General features: G+C 71.9%; 23 protein-coding genes. 9 read left to right on the forward strand and 14 right to left on the reverse strand.

The annotated features are described in order from the left end of the window. Window positions 1-170 precede the first annotated feature (170 nt). The 5 genes from ACZ5KV_RS11935 (at window position 171) to ACZ5KV_RS11955 (ending at window position 4427) form a co-directional block, all read left to right on the forward strand. On the forward strand, window positions 171-1211 hold the full coding sequence (locus ACZ5KV_RS11935) for a lysozyme inhibitor LprI family protein (protein WP_464239530.1): 1041 nt from the start codon (window positions 171-173) through the stop codon (window positions 1209-1211). Between the two features lie 137 nt (window positions 1212-1348). Continuing rightward, the gene (locus ACZ5KV_RS11940; RefSeq protein WP_464239531.1) at window positions 1349-2329 is read left to right on the forward strand and encodes a metal ABC transporter solute-binding protein, Zn/Mn family; all 981 of its coding nucleotides are present in this window, start codon (window positions 1349-1351) and stop codon (window positions 2327-2329) included. A gap of 15 nt (window positions 2330-2344) precedes the next feature. Next, complete coding sequence (locus ACZ5KV_RS11945; RefSeq protein ID WP_464239532.1) at window positions 2345-3190, forward strand: metal ABC transporter ATP-binding protein; 846 nt, start codon at window positions 2345-2347, stop codon at window positions 3188-3190. After that, entirely contained in the window at window positions 3187-4002 is an 816-nt protein-coding gene (locus tag ACZ5KV_RS11950; RefSeq protein WP_464239533.1) for a metal ABC transporter permease, read from the forward strand. Before ACZ5KV_RS11945 ends, ACZ5KV_RS11950 begins: the two co-directional genes overlap by 4 nt. Beyond that, a complete protein-coding gene (locus ACZ5KV_RS11955) occupies window positions 3999-4427 on the forward strand; it encodes a Fur family transcriptional regulator (protein ID WP_464239534.1) in 429 nt (142 codons plus the stop codon). Before ACZ5KV_RS11950 ends, ACZ5KV_RS11955 begins: the two co-directional genes overlap by 4 nt. On the opposite strand, the gene ACZ5KV_RS11960 is transcribed toward ACZ5KV_RS11955, so the two are convergent. Both ACZ5KV_RS11960 and ACZ5KV_RS11965 read right to left on the reverse strand, forming a co-directional pair. Next, window positions 4424-5551 (reverse strand): response regulator, encoded by a 1128-nt coding sequence (locus tag ACZ5KV_RS11960; protein WP_464239535.1) that lies wholly within the window; start codon window positions 5549-5551, stop codon window positions 4424-4426. The two genes, ACZ5KV_RS11955 and ACZ5KV_RS11960, sit on opposite strands and share 4 nt — an antisense overlap. A gap of 108 nt (window positions 5552-5659) precedes the next feature. Continuing rightward, window positions 5660-6313, reverse strand: a complete 654-nt coding sequence (locus ACZ5KV_RS11965) for a class I SAM-dependent methyltransferase (RefSeq protein WP_464239536.1) — start codon at window positions 6311-6313, stop codon at window positions 5660-5662. 158 nt (window positions 6314-6471) lie between these two features. On the opposite strand from ACZ5KV_RS11965, the gene ACZ5KV_RS11970 reads away from it, so the two are divergent. Beyond that, window positions 6472-8019: an alpha/beta hydrolase gene (locus ACZ5KV_RS11970; protein ID WP_464239537.1), complete on the forward strand. Its 1548-nt coding sequence runs from the start codon at window positions 6472-6474 to the stop codon at window positions 8017-8019. A 74-nt stretch (window positions 8020-8093) separates the two neighbouring features. On the opposite strand, the gene ACZ5KV_RS11975 is transcribed toward ACZ5KV_RS11970, so the two are convergent. Next, on the reverse strand, window positions 8094-9635 hold the full coding sequence (locus tag ACZ5KV_RS11975; RefSeq protein WP_464239538.1) for a sigma 54-interacting transcriptional regulator: 1542 nt from the start codon (window positions 9633-9635) through the stop codon (window positions 8094-8096). 312 nt (window positions 9636-9947) lie between these two features. On the opposite strand from ACZ5KV_RS11975, the gene ACZ5KV_RS11980 reads away from it, so the two are divergent. Further along, window positions 9948-10307 carry a hypothetical protein gene (locus ACZ5KV_RS11980; RefSeq protein WP_464239539.1) on the forward strand — a complete coding sequence of 120 codons (360 nt, stop codon included), beginning with the start codon at window positions 9948-9950 and terminating at the stop codon, window positions 10305-10307. A 115-nt stretch (window positions 10308-10422) separates the two neighbouring features. Here ACZ5KV_RS11980 and ACZ5KV_RS11985 read toward each other — a convergent pair whose 3' ends face one another. Together ACZ5KV_RS11985 and ACZ5KV_RS11990 are read right to left on the reverse strand one after the other, a co-directional pair. After that, on the reverse strand, window positions 10423-11442 hold the full coding sequence (locus ACZ5KV_RS11985) for a nucleoside recognition domain-containing protein (protein WP_464239540.1): 1020 nt from the start codon (window positions 11440-11442) through the stop codon (window positions 10423-10425). 290 nt (window positions 11443-11732) lie between these two features. Beyond that, the gene (locus ACZ5KV_RS11990; RefSeq protein WP_464239541.1) at window positions 11733-12650 is read right to left on the reverse strand and encodes an ADP-ribosylglycohydrolase family protein; all 918 of its coding nucleotides are present in this window, start codon (window positions 12648-12650) and stop codon (window positions 11733-11735) included. Window positions 12651-12870: 220 nt separating this feature from the next. On the opposite strand from ACZ5KV_RS11990, the gene ACZ5KV_RS11995 reads away from it, so the two are divergent. Continuing rightward, on the forward strand, window positions 12871-13311 hold the full coding sequence (locus ACZ5KV_RS11995) for a response regulator (RefSeq protein ID WP_464239542.1): 441 nt from the start codon (window positions 12871-12873) through the stop codon (window positions 13309-13311). A gap of 112 nt (window positions 13312-13423) precedes the next feature. On the opposite strand, the gene ACZ5KV_RS12000 is transcribed toward ACZ5KV_RS11995, so the two are convergent. Continuing rightward, on the reverse strand, window positions 13424-14371 hold the full coding sequence (locus ACZ5KV_RS12000; RefSeq protein WP_464239543.1) for a rhomboid family intramembrane serine protease: 948 nt from the start codon (window positions 14369-14371) through the stop codon (window positions 13424-13426). A gap of 7 nt (window positions 14372-14378) precedes the next feature. Next, window positions 14379-14774 (reverse strand): FxsA family protein, encoded by a 396-nt coding sequence (locus ACZ5KV_RS12005; RefSeq protein WP_464239544.1) that lies wholly within the window; start codon window positions 14772-14774, stop codon window positions 14379-14381. Window positions 14775-15066: 292 nt separating this feature from the next. Here ACZ5KV_RS12005 and ACZ5KV_RS12010 point away from each other — a divergent pair, with 292 nt between their 5' ends. Then, window positions 15067-15813, forward strand: coding sequence for a LexA family transcriptional regulator (locus ACZ5KV_RS12010; protein ID WP_464239545.1), 747 nt, complete (start codon window positions 15067-15069; stop codon window positions 15811-15813). 41 nt (window positions 15814-15854) lie between these two features. Here the strand turns inward: ACZ5KV_RS12010 and ACZ5KV_RS12015 are convergent, their stop codons facing one another. From ACZ5KV_RS12015 to ACZ5KV_RS12045, 7 genes are all read right to left on the reverse strand, one after another. Beyond that, window positions 15855-16241, reverse strand: coding sequence for a hypothetical protein (locus tag ACZ5KV_RS12015; RefSeq protein WP_464239546.1), 387 nt, complete (start codon window positions 16239-16241; stop codon window positions 15855-15857). Window positions 16242-16504: 263 nt separating this feature from the next. Then, entirely contained in the window at window positions 16505-18025 is a 1521-nt protein-coding gene (locus ACZ5KV_RS12020; protein ID WP_464239547.1) for a carboxypeptidase M32, read from the reverse strand. A gap of 84 nt (window positions 18026-18109) precedes the next feature. Next, window positions 18110-18712, reverse strand: a complete 603-nt coding sequence (locus tag ACZ5KV_RS12025; RefSeq protein WP_464239548.1) for a MarC family protein — start codon at window positions 18710-18712, stop codon at window positions 18110-18112. 108 nt (window positions 18713-18820) lie between these two features. Beyond that, window positions 18821-19249: an amphi-Trp domain-containing protein gene (locus ACZ5KV_RS12030; RefSeq protein ID WP_464239549.1), complete on the reverse strand. Its 429-nt coding sequence runs from the start codon at window positions 19247-19249 to the stop codon at window positions 18821-18823. Window positions 19250-19281: 32 nt separating this feature from the next. After that, window positions 19282-20466: a GAK system CofD-like protein gene (locus tag ACZ5KV_RS12035; RefSeq protein ID WP_464239550.1), complete on the reverse strand. Its 1185-nt coding sequence runs from the start codon at window positions 20464-20466 to the stop codon at window positions 19282-19284. 6 nt (window positions 20467-20472) lie between these two features. Then, a complete protein-coding gene (locus tag ACZ5KV_RS12040) occupies window positions 20473-21609 on the reverse strand; it encodes an HprK-related kinase B (RefSeq protein ID WP_464239551.1) in 1137 nt (378 codons plus the stop codon). Further along, window positions 21606-22484: a GAK system ATP-grasp enzyme gene (locus ACZ5KV_RS12045; RefSeq protein ID WP_464239552.1), complete on the reverse strand. Its 879-nt coding sequence runs from the start codon at window positions 22482-22484 to the stop codon at window positions 21606-21608. The genes ACZ5KV_RS12040 and ACZ5KV_RS12045 overlap by 4 nt, the downstream gene beginning before the upstream one ends. Window positions 22485-22502 lie beyond the last annotated feature (18 nt).

Here is a 22502-nt window from a genome sequence, read left to right on the forward strand (position 1 = left end):
CCGTTCCCGGTTTCCGCCGTCCGGGTCCGCGCCGTGTGCGCCGGGTCCGGGCGGCGGAACTCCGTTGCGCCCGGGGAGGAGCCGAACGGTGCCAGCGGCCGGGGACTGCCGCGCCGCCGCCTGTTTCGGCGCCCTTGCCTGCCTGCCCGCCCTGTGGCACAGCATTGGGCATGTGTCCGTGTCGCCTCACCCTGCGCCGGGGCCTGCTTGCGGCCCTGGCCGCCCTGCCGCTGCTTGCGCCCGCGTCCGCGCGAGGCGCCGTGGAGTGCGGCGCCAACCTGTCCGCCGAAGACAGGGCGCACTGCGAAAGCCTTCTGCTGGACGCCGCCGACGCCGAACTGAACCGCGTCTACCGGCAGGCCATGGCCGACCTGGACACCCACGGCGCCGAGATGCTGCGTGCGGCCCAGCGCGCCTGGCTGGCCTATCGCGACGGCAACTTCGAGTCCTTTGCCGCCGCGGACCCGGGCCAGGGCCAGGCCGGGCTGGCCGAGCGCGTGCGCGACCTGCGCCTGCTGACCACGGCGCGCACCCGGGAACTGGAGCGCCTGCGCGCCCTGGCGGCGGCTGCCGCCGGGCCCGGCCACGGCGGGCCCGTTCCGGACCAGGCGCCCCCGGACTTTGCGGTTCCGACACCACGGCGGGCGTTGCCCGATCCGCCCGCCCCGAACGCCCCGGGAGCCCCGGACCCCGGACAGCCGGAGCCCGGCGACGGCCCCGCACCCTGGCCCCCCGTGCCCCTGCCGCCCGGCGACGACCCCGCACCCGTGCCGCCCCCCGCGCCCGCCCCCCCCGCGCCGCCGCAAGCCGTGGCCCCGGAGGCTCCGGCCATCCCCGTCGACGGCCCGGACGCGAGCGTCCTGCTGGGCCGTCACGACCTGCGCCTGCAGTGGCTGTCCTCCGTGCCCTCGGGCACGGCGGAGATCGTGGAGCGCGACGGCGCGCTGTGGCTCGCGGGGCAACAGGGCCAGGGCGCCAACATGCTGCTGGTGGAGGGCCATGTGGTGGCCGTGGACGCGGACGGTTTCGTCCTGCGCGGCCGGGTGGTCACGCGGGTGGATTTTCTGGGCGGCGGCCAGTCCTGCGAGCGCCGGGGCGATCTGTTTTTCGCGCGCAAGGCCGGGCGGCCCTTCTGGCGGCTCCAGGCCATCGACAACCCTTGCACCGGGGTCAGCGACTACGTGGACATCGCCGTGGAGCCCGCGCCCTGAGGGCGGCTCTTCCGGCCCTCCGGCCCCTCGGGCCTGGGCCCGGCACCCCGTCCGCCGGAGGCTTGCCGAGGCGGCTTGACAGGAAATGCGACTTGGTTGCAAAACAGCCTCGGGGCCGTCGCCCCAAGGAGTTTGCCATGAAAATGCATCGAGTCGTCGCCGTGCTGGGGCTTGTGGCCCTGGTCCTGTCCCTGGCCGTTCCGTCCGCGCGCGCCGCCCAGGGCGGCCCCCTGCGGGTGCTGGTAACCATCGAACCCCAGGCCTGGCTGGTGGAGCGCGTGGCCGGTCCTCTGGCCCAGGTCACGGTCATGGTGCCCCCCGGGGCCGACCCGCACACTTTCGAGCCGCGCCCGAGTCAAATGGCCGAAGTGGACCGCGCGGACCTCTACCTGAGCCTGGGCCTGGAGTTTGAAACCGTGTGGCTGCCCCGGTTCCTGGCGGCCAGCCCGGGCCTCAAGGTCGTGCCCATGGACGCGGGCATCGCCAAGCTGCCCATGCCCGCCCACGAACACCACCACCACGAAGGCGAGGAGCACGACCACGGCCACGAGGGCGAGGCCCACGAACACCACTCGGGCGAAGCCCCCGACCACGACCACGACCATGACCACGACCACGCTGGCCTGCCCGACCCGCACATCTGGCTGGCGCCGGAACTGATGCAGGTCATGGCCGCCGCCACCCGCGACGCCCTGACCCGGGCCGACCCGGCCAATGCCCAGGCCTACGCCGCCGGCTGCGAGGCCGCCGTGGCCGAGGCCCGCGCCGTGCACGACGACCTCGCCGCCCTGTTCGCCGGGCTGACCGAGCGGCGCTTCATGGTCTTCCACCCCTCCTGGGGTTATTTCGCCAGGGAATTCGACCTGGTTCAGATGCCTGTGGAGGGGCGCGGCAGCGAGCCCGGGCCCCGGACCATGGTCAAGCTGGTCGCCGAGGCCCGCGAGCACGGGGTGCGCGCGGTGTTCGTTTCGCCGCAGTTCTCCCAGCGGTCGGCCGGAGTGGTCGCCCAGGAGGTCGGTGGCGCCCTGGTGGAGGCCGACCCCCTGGCCCGCGACTGGGCGGCCAACCTGCGCGCCGTGGCCGGACGCATGGCCAAGGCCATGAGTGCAGGGAACTGACATGAGGAACCTGACATGAACGCGCCCGGAGCGACCGCCCCGGCCATCGAGTTCCGGGGCGTGGGCTTTGCCTACGCCCCGGGGCCCGAGGTCCTGCGCGACCTGAACTTCGCCATTCCCGCCGGGGATTACGTGGCCGTGCTCGGGCCCAACGGCGGGGGCAAATCCACGCTGCTCAAGCTGATTCTCGGCGTGTTGACTCCGGTGCGGGGCGAGGTGCGCGTGTTCGGCGGCCCCCCGCGCGAGGCCGTCCGGCGTATCGGCTACATGCCGCAGTCCACGGGCATGGCCCGCCAGTTGCCCGTGACGGTGCTCGACGTGGCGCTCATGGGCCTTCTGGGCGCCACGGGGCGCGGCCCGCGCTTTTCCCCGGCCGAGCGCGACCGGGCCGAGGCCGCCTTGGAGCGCACGGGCATGCTGGACCTCAGGGACCGGCTGGTTTCGGACCTCTCGGGCGGCCAGCGCCAGCGGGCCTACATCGCCCGGGCCCTGGTGGCCGACCCGCGGTTGCTCATCCTCGACGAGCCGACGGCCAGCGTGGACGCCGAAGGCCGCTGCTCGTTGCTGGAACTGCTGGCCGAACTGAACCGGACCATGACCATCCTCTACGTCAGCCACGACCTGTCCATCGTGGCCGGGGGCGTGCGCTCGGTGGTCTGCGTGAATCGCACCCTGCACCTGCACGGTCGCCCCGAGGTCACCCGCGATATGCTGACCATGATGTACGGCGGCGGGCATTCCTGCCCTGTGGAAATCTTCACCCACGGCGAGGTGCCGCACCGCGTGGTGCCGCGTCACGACGGGCCCGACTGCCCGGGCTGCCCCGGCTGCCGGGGTGGCGCCCCCGGAGACGGCGTATGATTCAGGCCCTGTCCTACGAGTTCATGCAGAACGCCCTGTGGGCCGGGCTGCTGGCCAGCGTGGCCTGCGGCATCATCGGCACCCTGGTGGTCGCCAACCGCGTGGTCTTCCTGGCCGGGGCCGTGGCCCACGCGGCCTACGGCGGGGTGGGCCTGGCCTACTTCCTGGGCTGGCCCGTGCTGCCCTGCACGGTGGGCTTCTCGGTGGCGGCGGGCGGGGCCATGGCCGCGGCCACGGCGCGCGGCATGGACGGCGCCGACCGGCTCATCGGCGCCCTGTGGGCCGGGGGCATGGCCACGGGCGTCATCCTGCTCGACCTTTCCCCCGGCTACAACGCCGACCTGATGAGCTTTTTGTTCGGCAGCATCCTGGCCGTGCCCCGCGCGGACCTGTGGCTCATGCTCGGGCTGGATGCGGCCATCGTGGCCGTGACGCTCGTTTTCTACAAGGAGTTCACCGCCCTGGCCTTCGACCGCGAGTTCGCCGCCGTGCGCGGCGTGCCCGTGCTGGCGCTGCATTTCCTGCTGCTGGCCATGGTCGGGGTCTCGGTGGTCATGGTCATCCGCGTGGTGGGCCTGATCCTGGTCATGGCCCTGCTGACCATCCCGCCCGGGCTGGCGCTGCCCGCGTCGCGCTCCATGGGCGGGATGATGCTCCGCTCGGTGGGGCTGGCCGCGCTGTTCTGCACCGTGGGCCTGGGCCTGTCCTACGCCCTGGACCTGACCTCCGGGGCCTGCATCATCGCCGTGGCCGTGGCCGTGTTCTTCGCCGACGCCCTGCGGCGGCGCCTGGGGCGCCGGGAGCGGCCGTGAGCCGCGCGGCGCGGCTTCTGCGCGCCGCCGGGGTGCGCGCCACGCGCAAGCGGGTCGGGGTCCTGGAAGCCGTGCTCGCGGCGGAGCGGGCCGTGGCCCCGGCCGAGCTTCTGGAACGCCCGGAACTGGCCGCGCTCCTGGACCGCGCCACCCTGTACCGAACCCTGGACCTGCTGGCCGAGCGCGGGCTTGTGCTGCGCACCCTGGGGCCGGACCGGGCCTTCCGCTACTGCGCCGGGAGCGGCGCGCCCGGCGGGGCGGCCCATGGCCATTTCTACTGCCTGCGCTGCCACGCCATGTGCTGCCTGCCCCAGGCCGCGCTGGCCGTGGAGCAGGTCCTGCCGCCCGGGGCGGCGGCGGGGCATGTGGAGATCCGGGTGGACGGGCTGTGCGCCGCCTGCCGCGAGGCCGAGGCCGAGGCCTAGAGCGTGAAGCGGATGGTGAAGCGGGCGCCGCCGGACAGGGCGGTGTCCAGTTCGCCGCGAATCTGGTTGACCAGGTTGACCACCAACTGCATGCCCAGGGTCTCGGTGTTGTTGATGTCGAAGCCCTCGGGGAAGCCCTTGCCGTCGTCGCGCACTTCCAGTTCCACGGCGTCGCCCTCCCGGCGCAGGGCCAGGGTCAGGGTTCCGGGCGCGTTGCCGTCGAAGGCGTATTTCAGGGCATTGGTCATCAGTTCGTTGATAATCAGGCTGCACGGAATGGCCAGGTCCACCGGCAGGCAGATGTCGTCCAGGTGCAGGTCCAGGCGCACGGTGCGCTGACGCTGGGGGTAGGCCTGCATGATCGAGCGGGTGAAGCTCGACAGGTAGTCGCGGTAGTTGATGCGCGCCAGATCCTCGGACTGGTAGAGCTTTTCGTGCACCAGGGCCATGGAGCGCACGCGGCCCCGGCTCTCCATGAACAGTTCGCGGGTCCGCTCCTCGCCGATCTGCTGGGATTGGAGATAGAGCAGGCTGGAAATGATTTGCAGGTTGTTCTTGACCCGGTGGTGGATTTCCTTGAGCAGCACCTCCTTTTCCTGGAGGGAGCTGCGGATGCGCTCCTCGGCGAGCTGGCGTTCGGCCACCTCCTCGGCCAGGCGCTCGTTGGTCTGGCGCAATTCGGCGGTGCGCCGCGCGACCTCGCGCTCCAGTTCCTCGCTATAGGTTTCCTTGCGCCGCAGCAGCTCGGCCCGCTCCAGGGCCTTGGTCACGGCGTGTTCCAGCACGGCCATGTCCTGTACGGGCTTGGTTACGTAGTCCCACGCGCCCAGGCGCAGGGCCTCGATGGCGTCCTGGAGCACCCCGGTGCCCGAAACCACGATGATCGGCGTGAGCGGCGACTCGGTGGTCACGCGGGCGAGCACGTCCAATCCGTCGACTTCGGGCATGCGCAGGTCCACCAGCACCAGGTCGGGCTTCTCGCGGCGGAAGACCTCCAGGCCCACGCGTCCGTTTTCGGCGTGGATCACCGCAAAGCCGCTGTCTTCCAGGTAGGCCTCGATGCTTTCGCGGATGATGTCCTCGTCGTCGATGGTGAGGATTTTCGCCTTGGGGTTCGTGTCCATGCCGCGGAGCCTCGTGTCTCGGGTCGGGTTGCGTGCGGTGTTCGGTCATTCGATACTAACTGCAAACGGGGAGGGGCGTCAAAGGCGCAATGGGATTTCGGCGCCCGCTCAGGGCTTTTTGGCGATGCAGTGCAGCCAGGTCTGGTTTTCGCGCCCGGGGCGCAGGTCCGGCGTGGTCCAGGTTTCCACGAGCCGCAGGGGGCCGGGCGGGGCCAGCAGGGCCGCCAGAGCCGCTTCGTCGTGGGCCCAGAAGGGCAGGCCCTGGCGCGTCCAGTGGCCGCTGCCGTGCTTGAGGCCCGCGTAGAGCACGCCCCCGGGCACCAGGGCCCGGGCCACGGCCTCCAGGGCCCCGGGCAGCGCCGCCGGGGGCAGGTGCAGCAGGGAGGCGTTGGCGAACACGCCGTGGAAGCGCGGCGGGTAGTCCATGGCCGTGAAATCCAGCACGCGCACGGGCACCCCGGCGTGAGCCCGCGCCAGGCGGACCATGGCCGGGGAGGCGTCGAAGGCCTCCACCCGGTAGCCGCGCGCGGCCAGCCGCCGGGCATCGCGCCCCGCGCCGCAGCCCGCTTCGAGGATGGCCCCGCCCGGCGGGAGGTGGGGCAGAAAACGCGCGAACACGTGCTCCAGGTCCAGGTCGGCCGTCTGGGCCTGGAACTCCCCGGCGTGGGCGTCGTAGTAGGCCACGGCGGCGCGCAGGGCCTCCTCGGGCCCGGGGGCCGGGACGCTCACGGGGGCGGCGGGCTGGTCGCGGCGGCTGGTCATGGGCCCACTCTAGCCAAGGCATGGGGCGTTGACCAGGGCCTTGGGCCTGGAATCACAGGGAGAAGCAAGGAAATTGGCGCCCGGAAGGCAAAGGTGCTAGCATCGGGCAGGGCGTTCCGGCGAGCCGGGCGCCCCGGCGCCCGGAGGTCGCCCGCGCCATGCGCATCGCAAGCGTTGTCCTGTCCCTGCTGCTGCATGCGGCCCTGGCCCTGGGCGGGCTGTGGGTTGCGGCGTGGCCGGGGCGGGCGCCGGAGCCCTTCGTGCCGGTCTACACCGTGGATCTGGTGCGGATGGCCGCTCCGGCCCCGGAGCCTGCGCCGCAGGCCGGGCCGCCGCCCGCGCCCGCCGCTGCGCCGCTCCCGGCGCCCCGGGCCGTTGCCCCGGCGCCCGCGCCCGCCGCGCCCCGCAACGCCCCCGTGCCCCCGCCGCCGCTGGCTTCCGCTCCCGTGCCGCCGCAGGCTTCCACTCCCGTGCCTCCCGCGCCCGATGCGCAGCCGCCCGCGGCACCGGCCTTCCCCTGGCTGCCGCGCGCCGATGCTCCGGCCGCCCCCGCCCCCGCGCCGGACGCCCCCCGCGAGGCCGACCCCACCCGCGCCCTGGCCCAGGCCAGCGCGACCCAGCGCGGCGACACGACCTACGTCACCGGGCTGCACGGCTTCGCGGCCTTTGCCGACACCTTCGCCCTGGACGCCTGCGGGGCCGACACCTACGTGCCCGAGGATTATTTCGGCCACTACGCCGTGGGCCGGGACCGCGTGGTCAGCGTCATCGACGGCCGCGAGGCCTACGACGCCTTCCTGTTCTACGACGCGCGCACCGGGCTGCACCGCAAGCTCACGCGCCGGGGCGAGATGATCTTCACCTACGGCCCGGCCTTCGACCAGGCCGAGCCCGTGGTCGGCTCGGTGACCATCCTGCCCAAGAAGGACCGCTACGAGGACAAGCGCATCCTGCTTCCGGCCCAGCTCGTCTGGCTGCCCGACGTGCCGCCCATGCAGTACGGCACGCGCGTGGAATTCACCCGGGCCGGGGTGGCCGTCGAGGCCCCGGGGGGCGAGCTGGCGGGGACGCTGGTGCTCGTGCCGGAGCGCGAGCCCGTGCCGGGGGTCGTCTTGCTGCACTGCGCGGACTGCGCCGGGCCGGAGCGGATGCTCGGCTTCGCCCAGGCCCTGGCCCTGCACGGGCTGGCCGTGCTGGTCTACGAGGGGCGCGGGTGCGGCCCGGGGCAGGGCGGGGCCGTTTCGCCCGGGGAGCGGGCGGCGGACGCCCTGGCGGCCCTGCGCACCCTGCGGGCCCAGCCGGGGGTGGACGGCGCCCGGGCCGGGCTGTGGGGCCAGGGCGGCGGGGCGGCGGTGGCGGCCCTGGCCGCCACGCGCAGTGTGGCTCCGGATTTTCTGGTCCTGGCGCTGGTGCCCCCGGGGCCCGAGGGCGCGGCCGGGGCGCCAGTGGCCCTGGACGGCGTGCAGGTTCCGACGCTGGTTCTGGCCATGGGGCCGGAGCCCGGAACGCTGTGGGCCGACCAGTTGGAGCAGGTCGCCCGGGCGCAGCGGGCGCGGCCCGGGCAGTTCGAGGTGCGGCTCGTGCCGGATTCCCCCGACGGCTCCGGAGGGGGCGGGGCCGCCGACCCCGACGCCGAGGGCCGCAAGCCTCCGGGCCTGCGCCTGGGGCGCGTGGCCGGGCCGTGGATTCGCGGCCCCGGGCGCTAGCGCGGGGCCCCGATGCACCCCGGGCCGGGCGGCGTGGAGGCGTTGGCCGCGAGACGGCGCACGGGCGCGCGGGCCTAGGCCCGGGGCGGGGTCTTGCTGATGCCCAGGCGCTTCATGCGCGAATCGAAGGTCGAGCGCTTGAGGCCCGCCTCGCGCGCGGCGCGGCTGATGACCCAGCGGTGGCGCTCCAGCAGGTGCAGGACGTATTCGCGTTCCACGGCGTCCCAGTCCTTGCCCGCGAAGGGATCGCCCAGGGGCGCGGCCACGGTGGCCGCCAGCTCGGGGCGCACCTCGGCCAGGCGTTCGCGGGCGCCGTCCACGATGGAGGAAGGCAGGTCCGCCGGAACGATCTCGTCGCCCTCGGCGGTGACGAGCACGAGCTTCACGAAGTTCTCCATTTCGCGCACGTTGCCCGGCCAGGGGTAGGCCGCGAGCAGCTCCATGGCCGCGTGGGACACGGGCCGGGGCTCCTGGCCCAGCAGCACGGCCTCGCGGCGGATGAAGTGGGCCAGCAGGTAGGGCACGTCCTCGGGGCGCTCGCGCAGGGGCGGCACCACCACGGGCAGCACGTTGAGCCGGAAGAACAGGTCCTCGCGGAAGGTGCCCTCGCGGATGGCCTGGCGCAGGTCCTTGTTGGTGGCCGAGATGATGCGCACGTCCACCTTGCGGGCCACGTTGCCGCCCAGGGGCTTGATCTCGTTGTCCTGGAGCACGCGCAGCAGCGCGGCCTGGAGGTCCGTGGACATGTCGCCGATCTCGTCCAGGAACACGGTGCCCCCGGTGGCGGCCTCGAACAGGCCGACCTTGTCGCGGTAGGCCCCGGTGAAGGCCCCGCGCTTGTAGCCGAACAGCTCGCTGGCCAGCAGGGCGCGCGGGATGGCGCTGCAGTTCTGGACCAGGAAGGGCTTGCCGTGGCGGGCGCTGACGCGGTGGATCTCGCGGGCCAGGACCTCCTTGCCCACGCCGGATTCGCCGGTGATGAGCACGGGATAGTCGTTGGCGGCGTAGCTGCGCGCCAGGCGCACGGCGTGGCCGAAGGTCGGGCTCGGCCCGGCCACCAGCCCCTCGCCGCTCATGACCTGGATCGTGCGCTTGAGTTCGCGGTTTTCCTGCACCTGGCCGAAGAACTCGATGGAGTTGGACAGGGCGATGGAGCCGATGTCCACAAGGTTTTGCAGAAATTCGAGGTATTCGGGGGCCAGGTTCATGGAGTCGCCCCCGGCGCTGGTGTCGATGACCTCGACGACGCCGTAGACCGAGGAGTCCTTGAGGATCAGCGGAAAAGCCAGGATGACGCTGGACTTGACGGCCAGGCCCTCCTCGGCTTCCTTGAAGTGCCGCTCGTCGCGCCCGACCTCGGCGGTGGTCATGCGGCCGTTCTTCATCACCCAGCCGACGATGCTTTCCATGGTCCTGGGGATGCGCATGCCTTTGATGGTGTCGCTTTCCTCGCCCACGGCCTCCAGGCACACGTAGTCGTCGTCCTCGCGGCTCCAGATGGACCCGCGCTCCACGTTTTGCAACTCCAGGAGCAGCAGCAGGAATTTGAGCAGGATCTGGCGCGGGGCGACCTCGCCGGAGAGCAGCTTGAAGAAGTTCATGTGCCGCAGAGTCATGGGCGGTCCTTGCGCGCGGGCGGTTGCGGGCTGTAGGCTGATGACGATATATCGTGAGTTTGCTGGAATTGCAAAACAAAAGTGGAGGCCGGATGGCCCGGAATCGCGGGTCGGAGGCCGCCAGGGAAGGGCCTTGCGGGCAGGATTGCAGGTTTTGCAAATTTTTCCACAAGGTGAAAACTTCGATTTCCCGGCCTGTGAGAGGGCCTGCGGCGCGAACTGGGCCGGAAGGCACCCGCACCGTCTGGCCGGACGCCTTTCTTTGGCATGGGCGTTGCTCGGTTCCCCGCATAACCGACCAGGGGGACCCACATGAATCTGTTGGACAAGTTCCGGTTGACCAAGATGCTCCACGACCAGGTCGAGGTTTCCGGAGACGATATTTCCGGGGTGCTCGGCTCCTGGGAGGAGCAGGACTACAAGGGCCTGTGCGAATACGTGACCCAGTGCCAGAACGTGGTGCCCAAGTATGTGGCGCGCTTGGCGAAACTGACGGGCATGGACCCGCGCGAGGTGGTCTTCGAGATCGTGGGCGCCCAGGGGCTGGTCAAGAGCCGCCGGGGCCGCCCGCCGAGCGCCGAGCCGCCGAACACGGCCTACATGCCCGAGGACCCCTCGGAGCGCGATCAGTACCTGCGCAGCATCGTGGACGAGCGCAAGCGCTTCATGTGATACCGGGAGGGACGCTCCGGGCTCGGGCCGCGGCGCTGCGGCGCCGGGGCCCGGACAGGACGCGGGGCGGAAGGCTTGGCCTTCCGCCCCGCGCCCTGTCCGGATGAAATCAAAATCACGAAATATCGTCAGCGGCCCCGGCGTTCTGCGCAGCCCCGGTGGGCGCCGCAGCCATGACCGCGCCCCGGCGCAGGAAGATGCGCGCGAAGGTCGCGTCGGGCATCGCCGTGGTCACGCGCAGCAGCAGGGCCATGAACAGCAGCGAGAACAGCAGCCGCCCCCAGAAGACCCCGTTGAAGTTCGCCCCCAGCAGCAGGACGAGCATGGTGTCCTCCACCAGGGCGTGGGCCAGGCCCATGAGCGTCAGGGAATGGAACAGGTCGCGCGGGCCGATGCGCCCGGAGCGCGACTCGTGGATGATCAGTCCGCTGCCGTAGGACAGGCCCAGGGCCAGGCCCACGATGGTCACCGTGGCGGCCTGGGGGCCGATGCCCATGCGCCGCAACACCGGGCGCAGCAGGAATTGCAGCAGGTCCGTCACGCGCAGCCATTCCAGCAGACGCATGGCCAGCATCAGCGCGAAGATGATGCAGAAGATGGCCGCCAGGGTCCGGACCTCGCGCAGGGCCCAGGCCGCCAGGGTCGCGGGCTCGGCCCCCGGGGTCCAGAACACGCCGCCCGGCTGCTGGAGCAGCCCGAAGCCGTCGAAAATGCCGTGCAGCATCAGCCCGCAGCACAGCGCCGCCCCCACCCGCAACAGCCCCTGCCCGAGCATGGACACCCCGCACTGCTGGGCGACCTTCAGCTCCACCGGCAGCCCGTGGGCGATGAGCAGCATGGTGCATAGGACCGTGGTCTGGGCCACGGTCAGCCCGGCGTCGGGCGCCAGGGACACGAAGACCACCATGGACGCGTACACCGTGTTCAGCAGCGCCGTGGCCCACACCAGCCCCATGCTCGCCGGCAGGCCCACCAGCGCCATCACCGGCTCGAGCGGCACGGCCAGATAGGCGATCCACCCCAGCTCGCGCAGCACCTTGACCACGATGATGATGGGCACCATGACCCGGAACAGGGTTGCACTGACTGAAACCGCATTTTTGAAGCACTGGGAGACGACGTGTGTCACGGCCATGGGAAAACTGTCCTGTGGTGCGGGGCTGTGGTGCGGGGCAGGCCCCCGATTCCTACACCCTCGCGGCGGCGGCGTCCACTGCGGGCCGAAGCCCGGGGGACGGTGCGTACTCCCGGGGACGGACGAGCCTCCGGCGGCTTAGGGGCCGTCGCCCCTAGGGACCCCGTTTAGGGGGCGCGGCGGCACGCCGCCACGCCCCCTAAAGCGGGATTCTCAAGGGCCCGTGGCCCTTGAGCCGCCGGAGGCTAATCCGTCCGGAGGATATACGCACCGTCCCCCGGGCTTCGGCCTCAGGGGATGCTCGCGGCCAGTCGGCCGATGGCCTGGGCGCGGGTCAGGCCGTCGATCCAGGCGGCGGGCACTGCGCCGGGGCCGCTGGCGCAGCCGAGGACGAGCCCGGCCAGCAGTCCGCGTGCGGCGCTGTCGCCTCCGGCCAGGATGTTGTGTTCCAGGGCGGTGGCGGGCGCGGCCGCGTGGCGGGCGATGATCTGGACCACGGCGGGGAAGGCGTCCTCGATGTGGCAGCTTTGGCCCAGGGTGGCGATGGCGGCCGTGGTATCGGTGTCGGCCAGATCCAGGCCCGCGTTCAGCCAGTCGGCCACGGGGGCGGCGGCGTAGTCGGCGCCTGCGGCCTGCCGGAGGGCATCCGCGGCCGGGGCGCCCGCGAGGGCGGCGTGGGCGGCGCGGGCGAAGAACTCGGCGGCATCGACGACCTGGGGCGTGTTGTGGGTCATGCGCGTCTGGGCGCGGGCGGCGTTGACCAGGGCGGGCAGATCGTCGCGCAGGGCCAGGACCAGCGGAGCGATGCGCGCGGCCCCGGCGAGGTCGCGGGAATTGGAGCCCGAGGTCTCGGGGCCCTCGCCGAATTCGATGCGCCCCAGGGTGCCCCGGGTGGCGCCGTCCACGTAGCCGTCGTAGTCGGCGAACAGGGCCTTCCAGCGCTGGAAGAAATCGTGCGGGTCGAAGCCGCCCGAGGCGGCCACGGACTCGAGCAGGACGAAGGTCTGATCGCCGTAGTGGGTGAAGTCTCCGGCCGTGCGGCGCTTGTGGTGGGAATCCGGCGGCGGGGGCAGCAGCCGGTCCACGGGGGCGATGTCGCGGGCGATGCGCCCGGCGTCGTAGATCCAGTGCGCGCCGAGGGCCAGGGCGTCGGCGGCCAGGGAGGTCAGCAGTCCGGCCAGGGCGGCGTCCCTGTTGATGGTGGGCATGGGCGGCTCCGTGGCTTGCGGCCCGATGAAGGGCCGGTTGTGGATGATGCCTTCAGGATAGGCCAGCGGCCGGAACGAGGCAAGTGGCGCCGAAAAAGAAACGTTTGCCTTGGCTCTTGCCAGAAGCCCGCGATGTGTGAAATATGAAGGATACCCCAAAAAGGGGGTTGCCCTTTGGCGGGGTCTGGTCCGGGAGCGGCATCTGGGGAAAGGAGGCCGGATGGGCGCTGGCAACGAAGAAGAGTGCGACGCACGGCGGCATGAACGGCGCCGCAGGGTGATGGTCGTCGAGGATGAGTTCATCATCGCTCTGGCTTTGCGCAGGCAGGTCGAGGAAGCGGGCTTCGAGGTCTGCCACGTGACGGACGCGGCCCACGACGCCGTGGAATTCGCGCGCTCCGGAGTGGTGGATGCGGCGCTCATGGACGTGTCGTTGCGCGGCGGCGGAGACGGCATCGCGGCCACGCGGCGGCTGGTCCACGAGTGCGGGGTGCCGGTAATCGTCATTTCGGCCTATTCGGACCAGGACATCCGGACCCGGGCCCTGGAAGCCGGGGCCAGTGCCGTGCTGGGCAAGCCCGCGTCGGACCACGAACTGTGCCGGGCCCTGGCCGAGGCCCTGGGGGAGGACCCGGAGGAGACTCCGGGGCGGCAGGGGTAGCCGCCGCCGGGATGGAGCGGGCCGATGGAAACGGCATGCCTACAAGCTCGCCGCGCAGGAATACTGCGCGGCGAGCTTGCGTTTGCGCCGCCCGGGCGGGGCGGCCGCCGGATCAGCGCCCGGCCAGGGCCAGCCCCCAGGCCGCAGCGACCAGGGCCAGCCCGCCCAGCCCGGCCCACCGGCCCGGGGGCGTGCGCTCCGGGCCCGGGCGCGCGGCGCGCTTGCCCGCCAGCCAGCCCAGGGGCAATCCGGCCAGGAATCCGAACAGGTGCGCGCCCAGGTCGGTGCGCTCGCCCTCGGTGCCGAGCATGGCCAGGATGCCCAGCCCGGCGGCCACCGGGGCCACGGCGCGCAGCAGGTCCGGCCTGCGGTGGGCGGCCATGGCCGCCGCGCCCATGGCGCCGACCACGCCGAACACCGCCGTGGACGCCCCCACGGACAGGTGCCCCGGGCCGTGGAACCAGGCGTTGAGCAGGTTGCCCGCCAGCCCGCAGGCCACGAACAGGCCCCAGGCCGTGCCCGCGCCGACGGCGCGGCCCAGGAGCGCCGTGAACAGCCCGCCGAAGGCCGCGTTGCCCACGAAGTGCGCCGCGTCGGCGTGCAGGGTCAGGGCCGTGACCGCGCGCCACCATTGCCCGCCCAGGATGCGCGCCGAATCCGCCTGGCCGAGCTCCTGCCAGGTGTCGGGATACAGGCCCAGGCCCGGGTGCGGCGCGGCGATGAACGCGGTGAAGGCCGCGGCCAGGGCGACCACGGCCACGGAGGTCTGCACGGCGGGGGAGAGCGGCCCGGGCCGGGGTTCGGGCTCGGGCGGGCCCACGGGCTGTTCTTCCAGGTAGGCCGTCAGTTCCTGCACGGCGTCGTCCAGCCGCGCCACGGGCACCAGGATGCGCCAGCGGGCCCCGGCGCGCAGCGGGCGGTGGGGGATGCCCCGGGCCCGCAGGGCCAGGGACCAGTCGTCCGCCACGCCCTGGCGCAGGGGCGCCCGGCCCATGGCCGCGCCCAGGTCGGCCCAGGCGGGCGCCTCGTGGCGGACGGGCAGCGGCTCGGAATCGTACATGGCGGTGCTAGGGGAAGCGGACCACGCGCACCTGGCCGCGCCGGACCCAGTCCTCCAGGGCGCGGCGCAGGGCGGCCTTGATGCGCCCGCGCACGGGCGGAACGAGCAGCAGCAGGCCCGCCGTGTCGGTGATGAAGCCCGGGGTCAGCAGCAGCACCCCGGCCACCAGGATCAGCAGGGCATCGACCATTTCCTCGGCGGGGGCCGCGCCCCGGGCCATGGACTCGCGGATGCGCAGCATGACGCCCAGGCCCTGCTGGCGGGCCAGCCAGGCCCCGGCCAGGGCCGAGGCCAGCACCAGGGCGATGGTCGCCTCGGCCCCCAGCAGGGAGCCGAGCTTGATGAGCAGGTAGATTTCGAGCACCGGAATCAGCGCGAAGGCCGCGAACAGGCGGAAAAGCATGGGTTTCTGGCTTCCGTGGTTGGAGGGTGCGGGGCTTTGAGCATGCCCCATTTCCGGGGCTTTGCAAAGCCGCAAGCGTTGCTTGAGCGGTATTGTTTTGCTTGACGTAAAATCAGTAATTATGTACATGCATCCTGTCAAGCGCGACGAATCCGTGCCCAGGAAGCGGACAGGCCGGGGTGCCCGGTGCGGGCCCCGGCCGGGGCGCATGGGCGCGGCGGCGCGCGGACAGAACCGCAAACCGGCCCCCAGGGGCCGCGCAGGGGCCGCCTCGCGGCCCGGGGAGGTGGCCATGGCCGTCAGCAAGCGCAAACCCGTATTCCAGCCCGTCGGGCCCGGCTCCGTGGTCGAGGGCTTCGGCGCCGCGCAAATCATCGAGCGCATGATGCAGGCCCTGGAGCTGGGCACCCAGAGCGCCCTGGCCGACGAGCTGGGCGTGAGCCGGGGGGCGGTGTCCGACGCCAAGAGCAAGGACAAGATTCCCGCCGAATGGCTGCTCAAGCTCTTTCGCGGTCATGGCGTGAATCCCTTCTGGCTGGAGACCGGGCGCGGGGCCATGCACCTGGACCAGCGCACCGTGCGTGAAACCGGGGAGGACGTGGCCCCCGGACCCGAAGCCGAGGGCGAGTTCGATTACGTGCCCATGGTCAAGGCCCGGCTCTCGGGCGGCGGCGGAAGCCTGGAGACCAGCGGCGACGTGGTCGGCTACTACGCCTTCCGCCGCGCCTGGCTGGCGGGCAAGGGCGACATTCGTTCCATGCGCCTGATGCGCGTCACCGGCGTGAGCATGGAGCCGACCCTGGAGGACGAGGACGTGGTGCTGGTGGACCTTTCCCAGCGCGACATCCTTACGGGCAAGATCTACGCCGTGCGCATCGACGACGAGATCGTGGTCAAGCGGCTGGACAAGAAGCCCGGGCGGCTGGTGCTCATCAGCGACAACCGCAGCTTCTACGACCCGCTGGAAATCACCATGGGCGAGCAGGTCAACGTGGACATCCTGGGCCGCGTGATCTGGATGGCTCGCGAGGTCATGTAAGCCGGGCCGGGCGCCGTGCCGCAGGGGTGCGCCCGGACCCGCTACTGCGCGCCCACGGCCAGGGCCACCGGCGGACGCAGGGCCACCGGCGCGAAGGTGCCGCACAGGGTGAAGGCCGGGTCTTCCAGCGAGGCCTGGCGCAGCAGTTCGGCGGCCAGGGGCGACAGGGGCCGGGTGCCGACCTCCATGTAGTCCAGCAGGTCCTGGGCCGAGGCGAAGACCAGGGCCGTGGGCACGCTGCGCCGCCCGCAACTGGTGACGCGGAACTCGGAGGCCAGCACGTATTGGCTCATGGACGTGCGGTACAGGCTGGTTTCCATCCAGTTCTCGGTGAAGCCGGTGAACACGCGGTCGTCCACGTGCGCCAGCCGCATGCCGGAAAAGAGCAGGTCGGGCTTGCCGTGGCGTTGCACTCTGACCTGGGTCATGGCGTTCCCTCCTGGCTGTTCGGGTTTACGCATCGCCTCCCGCGTTCGCGGGAAATTCGGCTTAGTACTCCTATAGCACGCGGTCGCCAGCCGATGTAAAGAAAAAAGCTTACAGCTTGGCGACTTTTTCGTGCCATTCCACGGAAGCGGAGCGGCCCGGAGGCCGCTACGCTTCATGATGTGCATGAATTTCAGTTTGATAGGCCGCGCTGCCTGCGCGGGCCCAAAGGGCGGGAGGACCAGGACCCGTGCCCGCCTCGGCGCTACAGGCCGTAGAGGGCTTCGTACTTGGCCGTCAGGTAGCGCATGAAGGCCTCGTGGCCCAGCTCGGCCCCCGTGGCCCGGCGCATCAGCTCGCGCGGCACGAAGCGGCTGCCGTGGACGTGGACCTTTTCGCGCAGCCAGCCCAGCAGGGGCGCGAAGTCCCCGGCGGCGAAGCGCTCGTCCAGGCCCTGGGGCCCGCCGCCCAGCTCGCGCCCGGCGGCCTCGAAAAGCTGCGCCGCGTAGAGGTTGCCCAGGGTGTAGGTCGGGAAATAGCCCAGCAGCCCGGCGGACCAGTGCACGTCCTGCATCACGCCGTCGGCCAGGTCCGGCGGGGTCAGGCCCAGCAGGGCGCGCATGGATTCGTCCCAGGCCCCGGGCAGGTCGCGCGGCTCCAGGCGCCCGCGCAAAAGCGCCAGCTCCAGCCCGAAGCGCAGCAGCACGTGCAGGTTGTAGGTCACCTCGTCGGCCTCCACGCGGATCAGGCTCGGCCGCACGTCGTTGACGGCCAGCACGAAGGCGTCCAGCTCCACGCCGCGCAGGCAGTCGAAGCGCTCCTCGGCCCGGGGCAGGAAGTGGCGCCAGAAGCCCCGCGAGCGGGCGACCATGTTCTCCCACAGCCGCGACTGCGACTCGTGGACGCCCAGGGACACGGACACGCCGCAGGGCGTGCCGAAGTGCGCGCCGGGGATGCCCTGGCTGTACAGGGCGTGCCCGGCCTCGTGGATGGCGCCGAAGAAGCCCTCGCCGAAGGCGTGCTCGTTGTAGCGCGTGGTGATGCGCACGTCCCCGGGGCCGATGCGCGTGGAGAAGGGGTGCGCCGTGGGATCGATGCGCCCGGCCTCGAAGTCGAAGCCGATGGCCGCAACGGCCTCGCGGCACAGGGCCCGCTGGCAGCCCAGGGGATAGTGGCGGGTCAGCAGGGTGCGGTCGGGCTGGCGGGGCGCGCCGAGGATGCGCTCCAGCAGGGGCACCAGCTCGCGGCGCAGCCCGGCCAGCACGGGCTCCAGGCTCGCGGCCGTCTCCCCGGGCTCGTATTCGTCCAAAAGGGCGTCGTAGGGCTCGTTCGCGTAGCCTACGGCCTCGGCCTCCTCGCGCCGCAGGCGCACGATCTCCTCCAGGTGCGGCAAAAAAGCCTGCCAGTCGCTGTCCGGCCGGGCGCGCTTCCAGGCGGTTTCGCCTTCGGCGGCGGCCCGGGCCGTGGCCACGGCCAGCTCCGTGGGGATGCGCACCGCGCGGTCGTAGGCCCGCTGCCATTCGCGCACGTTGGCCGTGAATTCGCTTTCGGGGTCCTCGCGCAGCAGTTCGGCCCGGGCCTTGTCCAGGGCTTCGCCCACACGCGGGTCGGTGCGCCGCTCGTGCAGCAGTTTGGTCAGGATGCCGACCTGGGCGGTGCGGTGGGCGTGGCCCGCCGGGGGCATCTTGGTGGACTGGTCCCAGTGCAGCAGGGCCAGGGCCGAGCCGATGGTGGCGGTTTCCACCGCATGGGCGCGCAGCCAGTCGTAGGATTCGCGGGGCGGCATGGGCTCCTCCGGGGGTTGGCGGGCGTGGGGCCGGGGGGCCAGTGTACGGGATGGCCCGGCCCGGTGGCAACCCGGGCGGAACGGCTAGAGGCTGGCGATGAACAGGCGGATGCCGTCCTCGAGCATCTGGAAGGACATGAGGATGAGCACCAGGCCCATGAGCCGCTCCATGGCGCGCATGCCCTTGGCGCCGAGCACGCGCGTCAGGGCCGGGGCCAGGAGCATGAAGGCCAGGGTGGCGGCCCAGGCCGCGCCGATGGCGGGCAGCAGCACGGCGTGGCTGTCGCGGTGGGCGTAGACCATCACCGCCGCCAGACACGACGGCCCGGCCACGAAGGGCACGGCGATGGGCACGATGAACGGGTCCTTCAGATGCGGGTCGGACAGGGCGTCGTCGGACTGGGGGAAGACCATCTTCATGGAGATGATGAACAGGATGACCCCGCCGGCCATGCGCAGGGTGGACTGGTGGATGTCCAGAAGCCCGAGCAGACCCTCGCCCAGGTACATGAACAGCACGATGATGACCAGGGCGAAGACCAGCTCGCGCAGGATGATGGCCCGCTGGCGCCGGGCCGGGAAATCCTTGAGCACCGTCAGGCAGACGACCCCGTTGCCGATGGGGTCCATGATCAGGAACAGGGGGAAGGCGATTTCCAGGACGGCCTGGAGGCTCAACTGCTGCATGGGGCTCTCCTGCGCGTTTCCTATCCTTGCCCCCGGGGGAAGGCAAGGCGTCAAAGACAAGGCCCCCGTGGTGAGCGGGGGCCTTGTTTCTTTCCGGGCGCTTCGGGCCTATTTGCCGGGTTTGGCCGGGGCGGCCTTGGCGTCCTTGTCCTTGGCGGCGTCCTTGGCGGGGGCGTCCTTGGCGGGAGCGGCGGGCTTGGGCGCCTCGGGGGCGGGCTTGGCCTCGGCCTTGGGGGGCTTGGGGGCCGCGGGCGCTTCGGGGGCGGGCATGTCGGTCTCCACCGGGGTGAGGACCACCTGCTCGCCGGGCTCCACGGGCGTGCGCCATTCCAGCTCCAGGCTGAACTTGGCCTTGCCCTTCTTCACGCGGGCCTCCACCTCCACGTCCACGCTGTCGGCGGGCACCAGCTCCAGGCTGGTGTCGCCCTGGGCCACGATGACCCTGCCCGCGCGGAAGCCGTCGGCCAGGTCTTCCAGGTAGGCGATGGCGTCTTCGAGGGCCATGGACTGTTCCAGGGAAATCTTGTCCTTTTCCATGGGGCGCTCCTTTGGGCCGGACGTTCCGGCGCTCAGGTGAGGGACAGCAGCGCCTGGGCCAGGAGTTCCGGGTCCAGGAGGGGCGCGCTGTCCGGGGTGATCAGGGGGCAGTCGATGATCTCGGCCCCCTTGGCCTGGATGGCCCGCTTGTCCAGCGGGCCCGGGTACTTGCCGTTTTTCTGGTCCACGAGCACGAAGTCCACGGGCAGCCCGGCGCCGGGGGCGTCGCGGGTCAGGGTCGCCAGCAGCACGCGCAGTTGCTCGGCCACCGTGAGGCCCGGGGCCTCGGGGTCGTGGCCCAGGTTGGGAACGAAGACCTTGGGGCAGGGGTTGGCCGCCACGGCGGCGCCCACGCCCTGGGGCAGCAGCGTGGCGATCAGGCTGGTCCAGAAGCTGCCGACGGGAAAGCAGATCAGGTCCGCCGAGGCGATGAGCCTGCGAACCTTGTCGCGGATGGGCACGCGCGCGGCGTCGGTGTCCGCCGCGCTGCGCACCAGCCGCAGGGCCCGCACGGGCGAGGCCGGGGCCGGGCCTTCCTTGCCGGTGATGAGATGCTGGCCCAGGACGGTCGTGCCGTCTTCCAGCTCGGCGCACAGGTGCAGGCTGTGGTTGACCACCGGGCGCACCGTGCCGCGCACCTCGGCCAGCTTGGAGAAGATGTAGATCACCGGGTCGAGGTGCCTGCGGTGCTCCAGATAGCCCGCCGTGAGCACCAGGTTGCCCACGCTGGCCCCGGCCAGGTCGAAGACCGGAGGCATCCATTCGGTGAACACGCGCAGGTGGTGGCGGATGATCTTGCGCATGGGGTCGGGGATGGCCGAAACCAGGGGGTGCCTGCCCCGGGCCATGGTTTCCATGGCCTCGCGCAGCTCCTTTGCCGGAGCGTCCTTGGGAAAGCGGTGGGCGAACAGGGCGACCACCTCGGGGTTGCCGTGCAGGCTCTGGTCGGACAGGGCCATGAGCCGGTTGCGCACGTCGCCGATGGCGGGCATGCCGAAGGCCCGGCGCAGCACGGCGGAGCTGCCGCCCGAGTCGAAGGGCGTGATGAGGTGGATGGAGTTGTGCGTGTAGCGGATGAGCCGCTGGGACAGGGCGCGCAGGGCCGAGCCGCCGCTGAAGAACAGGATGCGCGGCCCCAGGTCGGGGCAGCGCTCGTGGCGGCGCAGGAGCACCGGGTCGGGCACCCGGGCCTGGCGGGTGATGCGCACCTGGACCATGGTCGTCTAGCCCTCCGGCTGCGCGGCGGGGGTCTGCCCCGTGTTCAGGAACTCCAGGCATACCCCGGCCCCGGCCTCGAAGTCCACCCCGCCCGCCAGCTCGATGACCGCGCAACGCGACAGGGCGCGCACGTAGTCGGCCAGGGGCGGGTCCTGCGGGCGGGCGGGGTCGGCCGGGCGGTAGAACAGGCCCGTGGCCTTCATGAACGCGGGCAGCAGGTCCGTGCGCCGGGCGGGGTCCACCAGCCGGGCGGCCATGGGGCCCGCGCCGCGCCGCCAGTTGAGCAGCACCAGGGCGTCCATGGGCGCCTGGAGCCGGAAGCGCCCGGGGCCGAAGCACTGGTCGATGAGGGCGTCGTACTTGTGCTCCAGGGCCCACAGCTCGGCCTCGGGCAGGGCCAGGAAACGCTCGCGGTCCGTCGGGGCGACGATGTCCGAAAGGTCCGCGTTGGCCAGGGCCGTGCCGGGGTTGATGCGCGGGTGCTTGGCCACGCCGAACATGGTCGCGCCGCCGCCCGGGTTCTCCTGCATGAGCACCCGGTCGTTGGACACGAAATCCGTGCCGCGCGACATGAGGTGCAGCGCCAGGGTGGACTTGCCCATGCCCGAAAATCCCGCCAGGGCCAGCCCGCGCCCGCCCAGGGCCACCCCGGCGGCGTGGCCCAGCAGGCAGCCCGCGTCGAGCTTGCGCTCGATGAAGCGGTTGTTCACGAAGTTGATGACCTGGTTGGGGTTGGCCAGGCAGGGCCCCAGGGCCACGTTGACCCCGCCGCCGAAGGCGAAGACCATGCCCGTCAGCCGCTTGCGGACCACGCGCCCGTCGGGCAGGTCGGCCCACTGCTCCTTGACCTTGGCCTTGCCCGGGTCCGGAGCCTTTTCGGCCAGGGCCAGGCCCAGGTCCGGCGCGGGGGCCTCGTGGGCGGTGATGAGGATGTCTGCCGCGCCGGGGGCCGGGGGCGGGCAGAGGAATTCGTCGAAATATCCGGCCAGGGCGTCCTTCAGCTCCGCCCGGCTGGTGCGGACCTCCACCACGCAGTCGCCCAGGGCCAGGAACAGGGCGTGCCCGGCGGGCAGCGCCGCGCGGGCCCACGCGGCCAGGGCGCCGACGGAAACCAGGGCATCCGGGGGCATGGGCACGCTCATGACGCGATCCTCTCCAGGGCATAGCGGGCGTAGAGCCGGGCGGGGTCCAGGCCGCTGGTCTCCTGGATGCCCCGGAAGCCGCCGAAGGCCGAAACCTCGAACACGCAGGGCCCCTGGGCGGTGATGGCCACGTCCACGCAGGTGAAGTCCAGCCCGAAGGGCGCCTGGGCCCGGCGGGCCAGGTCCACGATGTCCGGCCCGGGCTCGAAGGGCGCGTATTTGCCGCCCGAGGCGGTGGTGGTGTTCCAGGCGCCGTTGGTCTTGCAGCGGGCGTAGGTGGTCAGGTACTCGCCGCCCAGGAAGACCACGCCCAGGTCCCTGTCGTCCAGCTCCACGGTTTTCTGGATGTACATGATGGGGTTCTCGGCGGCGTAGGCGGCCACGGCCTCCCGGGCCTGCGGCCCGCGGGAGATGATGGCCATGCCCCGGGCCTTGGAGGTGTACAGCGGCTTGAACACGGCCTGGCCGTAAGCCTCCAGCGCTTCCAGGGCCTGCTCCACGTCTTCGGTGATGGTCGTGGGCGGCATGGGGATGTTTTCCAGTTGCAGGGTCACGGTGCACGAGAGCCGGTCGAGCACGCGCATGATGGCCAGGGGATCGGAGAACACGGGCAGCCCGCGCGCGGCCAGGAAGCGCAGCACCTCCAGGCGGTCGAGCAGGTCCGGCGAGTAGCGCGCGCCGATCTTCTTGACGATGAGCCCGTCCAGGGTGGCCAGGTCCGTGCCGTCGAACCAGGCCGAGCCGCCGGGCAGGTCCAGGCGGACGCGGGACATATCCACCAGCAGGCGCGGCCCGCCGGTGATCTCGGCCACCGTGTCGGCCAGCAGTTCCGAGGACCACCCTCCGGTGGTCCCGATGACGCCGATGCGTTTCATGACGCCCTCCGTTGCGGG

The organism is Desulfocurvus thunnarius (assembly GCF_055390965.1).

What these genes read in the sequence shown, in the direction of transcription:
- ACZ5KV_RS11935 (WP_464239530.1), top strand. Translation starts at nt 171, where the DNA reads ATGTGTCCGTGTCGCCTCACCCTGCGCCGGGGCCTGCTTGCGGCCCTG.
- ACZ5KV_RS11940 (WP_464239531.1), top strand. Translation starts at nt 1,349, where the DNA reads ATGAAAATGCATCGAGTCGTCGCCGTGCTGGGGCTTGTGGCCCTGGTC.
- ACZ5KV_RS11945 (WP_464239532.1), top strand. Translation starts at nt 2,345, where the DNA reads ATGAACGCGCCCGGAGCGACCGCCCCGGCCATCGAGTTCCGGGGCGTG.
- ACZ5KV_RS11950 (WP_464239533.1), top strand. Translation starts at nt 3,187, where the DNA reads ATGATTCAGGCCCTGTCCTACGAGTTCATGCAGAACGCCCTGTGGGCC.
- ACZ5KV_RS11960 (WP_464239535.1), bottom strand. Translation starts at nt 5,551, where the DNA reads ATGGACACGAACCCCAAGGCGAAAATCCTCACCATCGACGACGAGGAC.
- ACZ5KV_RS11965 (WP_464239536.1), bottom strand. Translation starts at nt 6,313, where the DNA reads ATGACCAGCCGCCGCGACCAGCCCGCCGCCCCCGTGAGCGTCCCGGCC.
- ACZ5KV_RS11970 (WP_464239537.1), top strand. Translation starts at nt 6,472, where the DNA reads ATGCGCATCGCAAGCGTTGTCCTGTCCCTGCTGCTGCATGCGGCCCTG.
- ACZ5KV_RS11975 (WP_464239538.1), bottom strand. Translation starts at nt 9,635, where the DNA reads ATGACTCTGCGGCACATGAACTTCTTCAAGCTGCTCTCCGGCGAGGTC.
- ACZ5KV_RS11980 (WP_464239539.1), top strand. Translation starts at nt 9,948, where the DNA reads ATGAATCTGTTGGACAAGTTCCGGTTGACCAAGATGCTCCACGACCAG.
- ACZ5KV_RS11985 (WP_464239540.1), bottom strand. Translation starts at nt 11,442, where the DNA reads ATGGCCGTGACACACGTCGTCTCCCAGTGCTTCAAAAATGCGGTTTCA.
- ACZ5KV_RS11990 (WP_464239541.1), bottom strand. Translation starts at nt 12,650, where the DNA reads ATGCCCACCATCAACAGGGACGCCGCCCTGGCCGGACTGCTGACCTCC.
- ACZ5KV_RS11995 (WP_464239542.1), top strand. Translation starts at nt 12,871, where the DNA reads ATGGGCGCTGGCAACGAAGAAGAGTGCGACGCACGGCGGCATGAACGG.
- ACZ5KV_RS12000 (WP_464239543.1), bottom strand. Translation starts at nt 14,371, where the DNA reads ATGTACGATTCCGAGCCGCTGCCCGTCCGCCACGAGGCGCCCGCCTGG.
- ACZ5KV_RS12005 (WP_464239544.1), bottom strand. Translation starts at nt 14,774, where the DNA reads ATGCTTTTCCGCCTGTTCGCGGCCTTCGCGCTGATTCCGGTGCTCGAA.
- ACZ5KV_RS12010 (WP_464239545.1), top strand. Translation starts at nt 15,067, where the DNA reads ATGGCCGTCAGCAAGCGCAAACCCGTATTCCAGCCCGTCGGGCCCGGC.
- ACZ5KV_RS12015 (WP_464239546.1), bottom strand. Translation starts at nt 16,241, where the DNA reads ATGACCCAGGTCAGAGTGCAACGCCACGGCAAGCCCGACCTGCTCTTT.
- ACZ5KV_RS12020 (WP_464239547.1), bottom strand. Translation starts at nt 18,025, where the DNA reads ATGCCGCCCCGCGAATCCTACGACTGGCTGCGCGCCCATGCGGTGGAA.
- ACZ5KV_RS12025 (WP_464239548.1), bottom strand. Translation starts at nt 18,712, where the DNA reads ATGCAGCAGTTGAGCCTCCAGGCCGTCCTGGAAATCGCCTTCCCCCTG.
- ACZ5KV_RS12030 (WP_464239549.1), bottom strand. Translation starts at nt 19,249, where the DNA reads ATGGAAAAGGACAAGATTTCCCTGGAACAGTCCATGGCCCTCGAAGAC.
- ACZ5KV_RS12035 (WP_464239550.1), bottom strand. Translation starts at nt 20,466, where the DNA reads ATGGTCCAGGTGCGCATCACCCGCCAGGCCCGGGTGCCCGACCCGGTG.
- ACZ5KV_RS12040 (WP_464239551.1), bottom strand. Translation starts at nt 21,609, where the DNA reads ATGAGCGTGCCCATGCCCCCGGATGCCCTGGTTTCCGTCGGCGCCCTG.
- ACZ5KV_RS12045 (WP_464239552.1), bottom strand. Translation starts at nt 22,484, where the DNA reads ATGAAACGCATCGGCGTCATCGGGACCACCGGAGGGTGGTCCTCGGAA.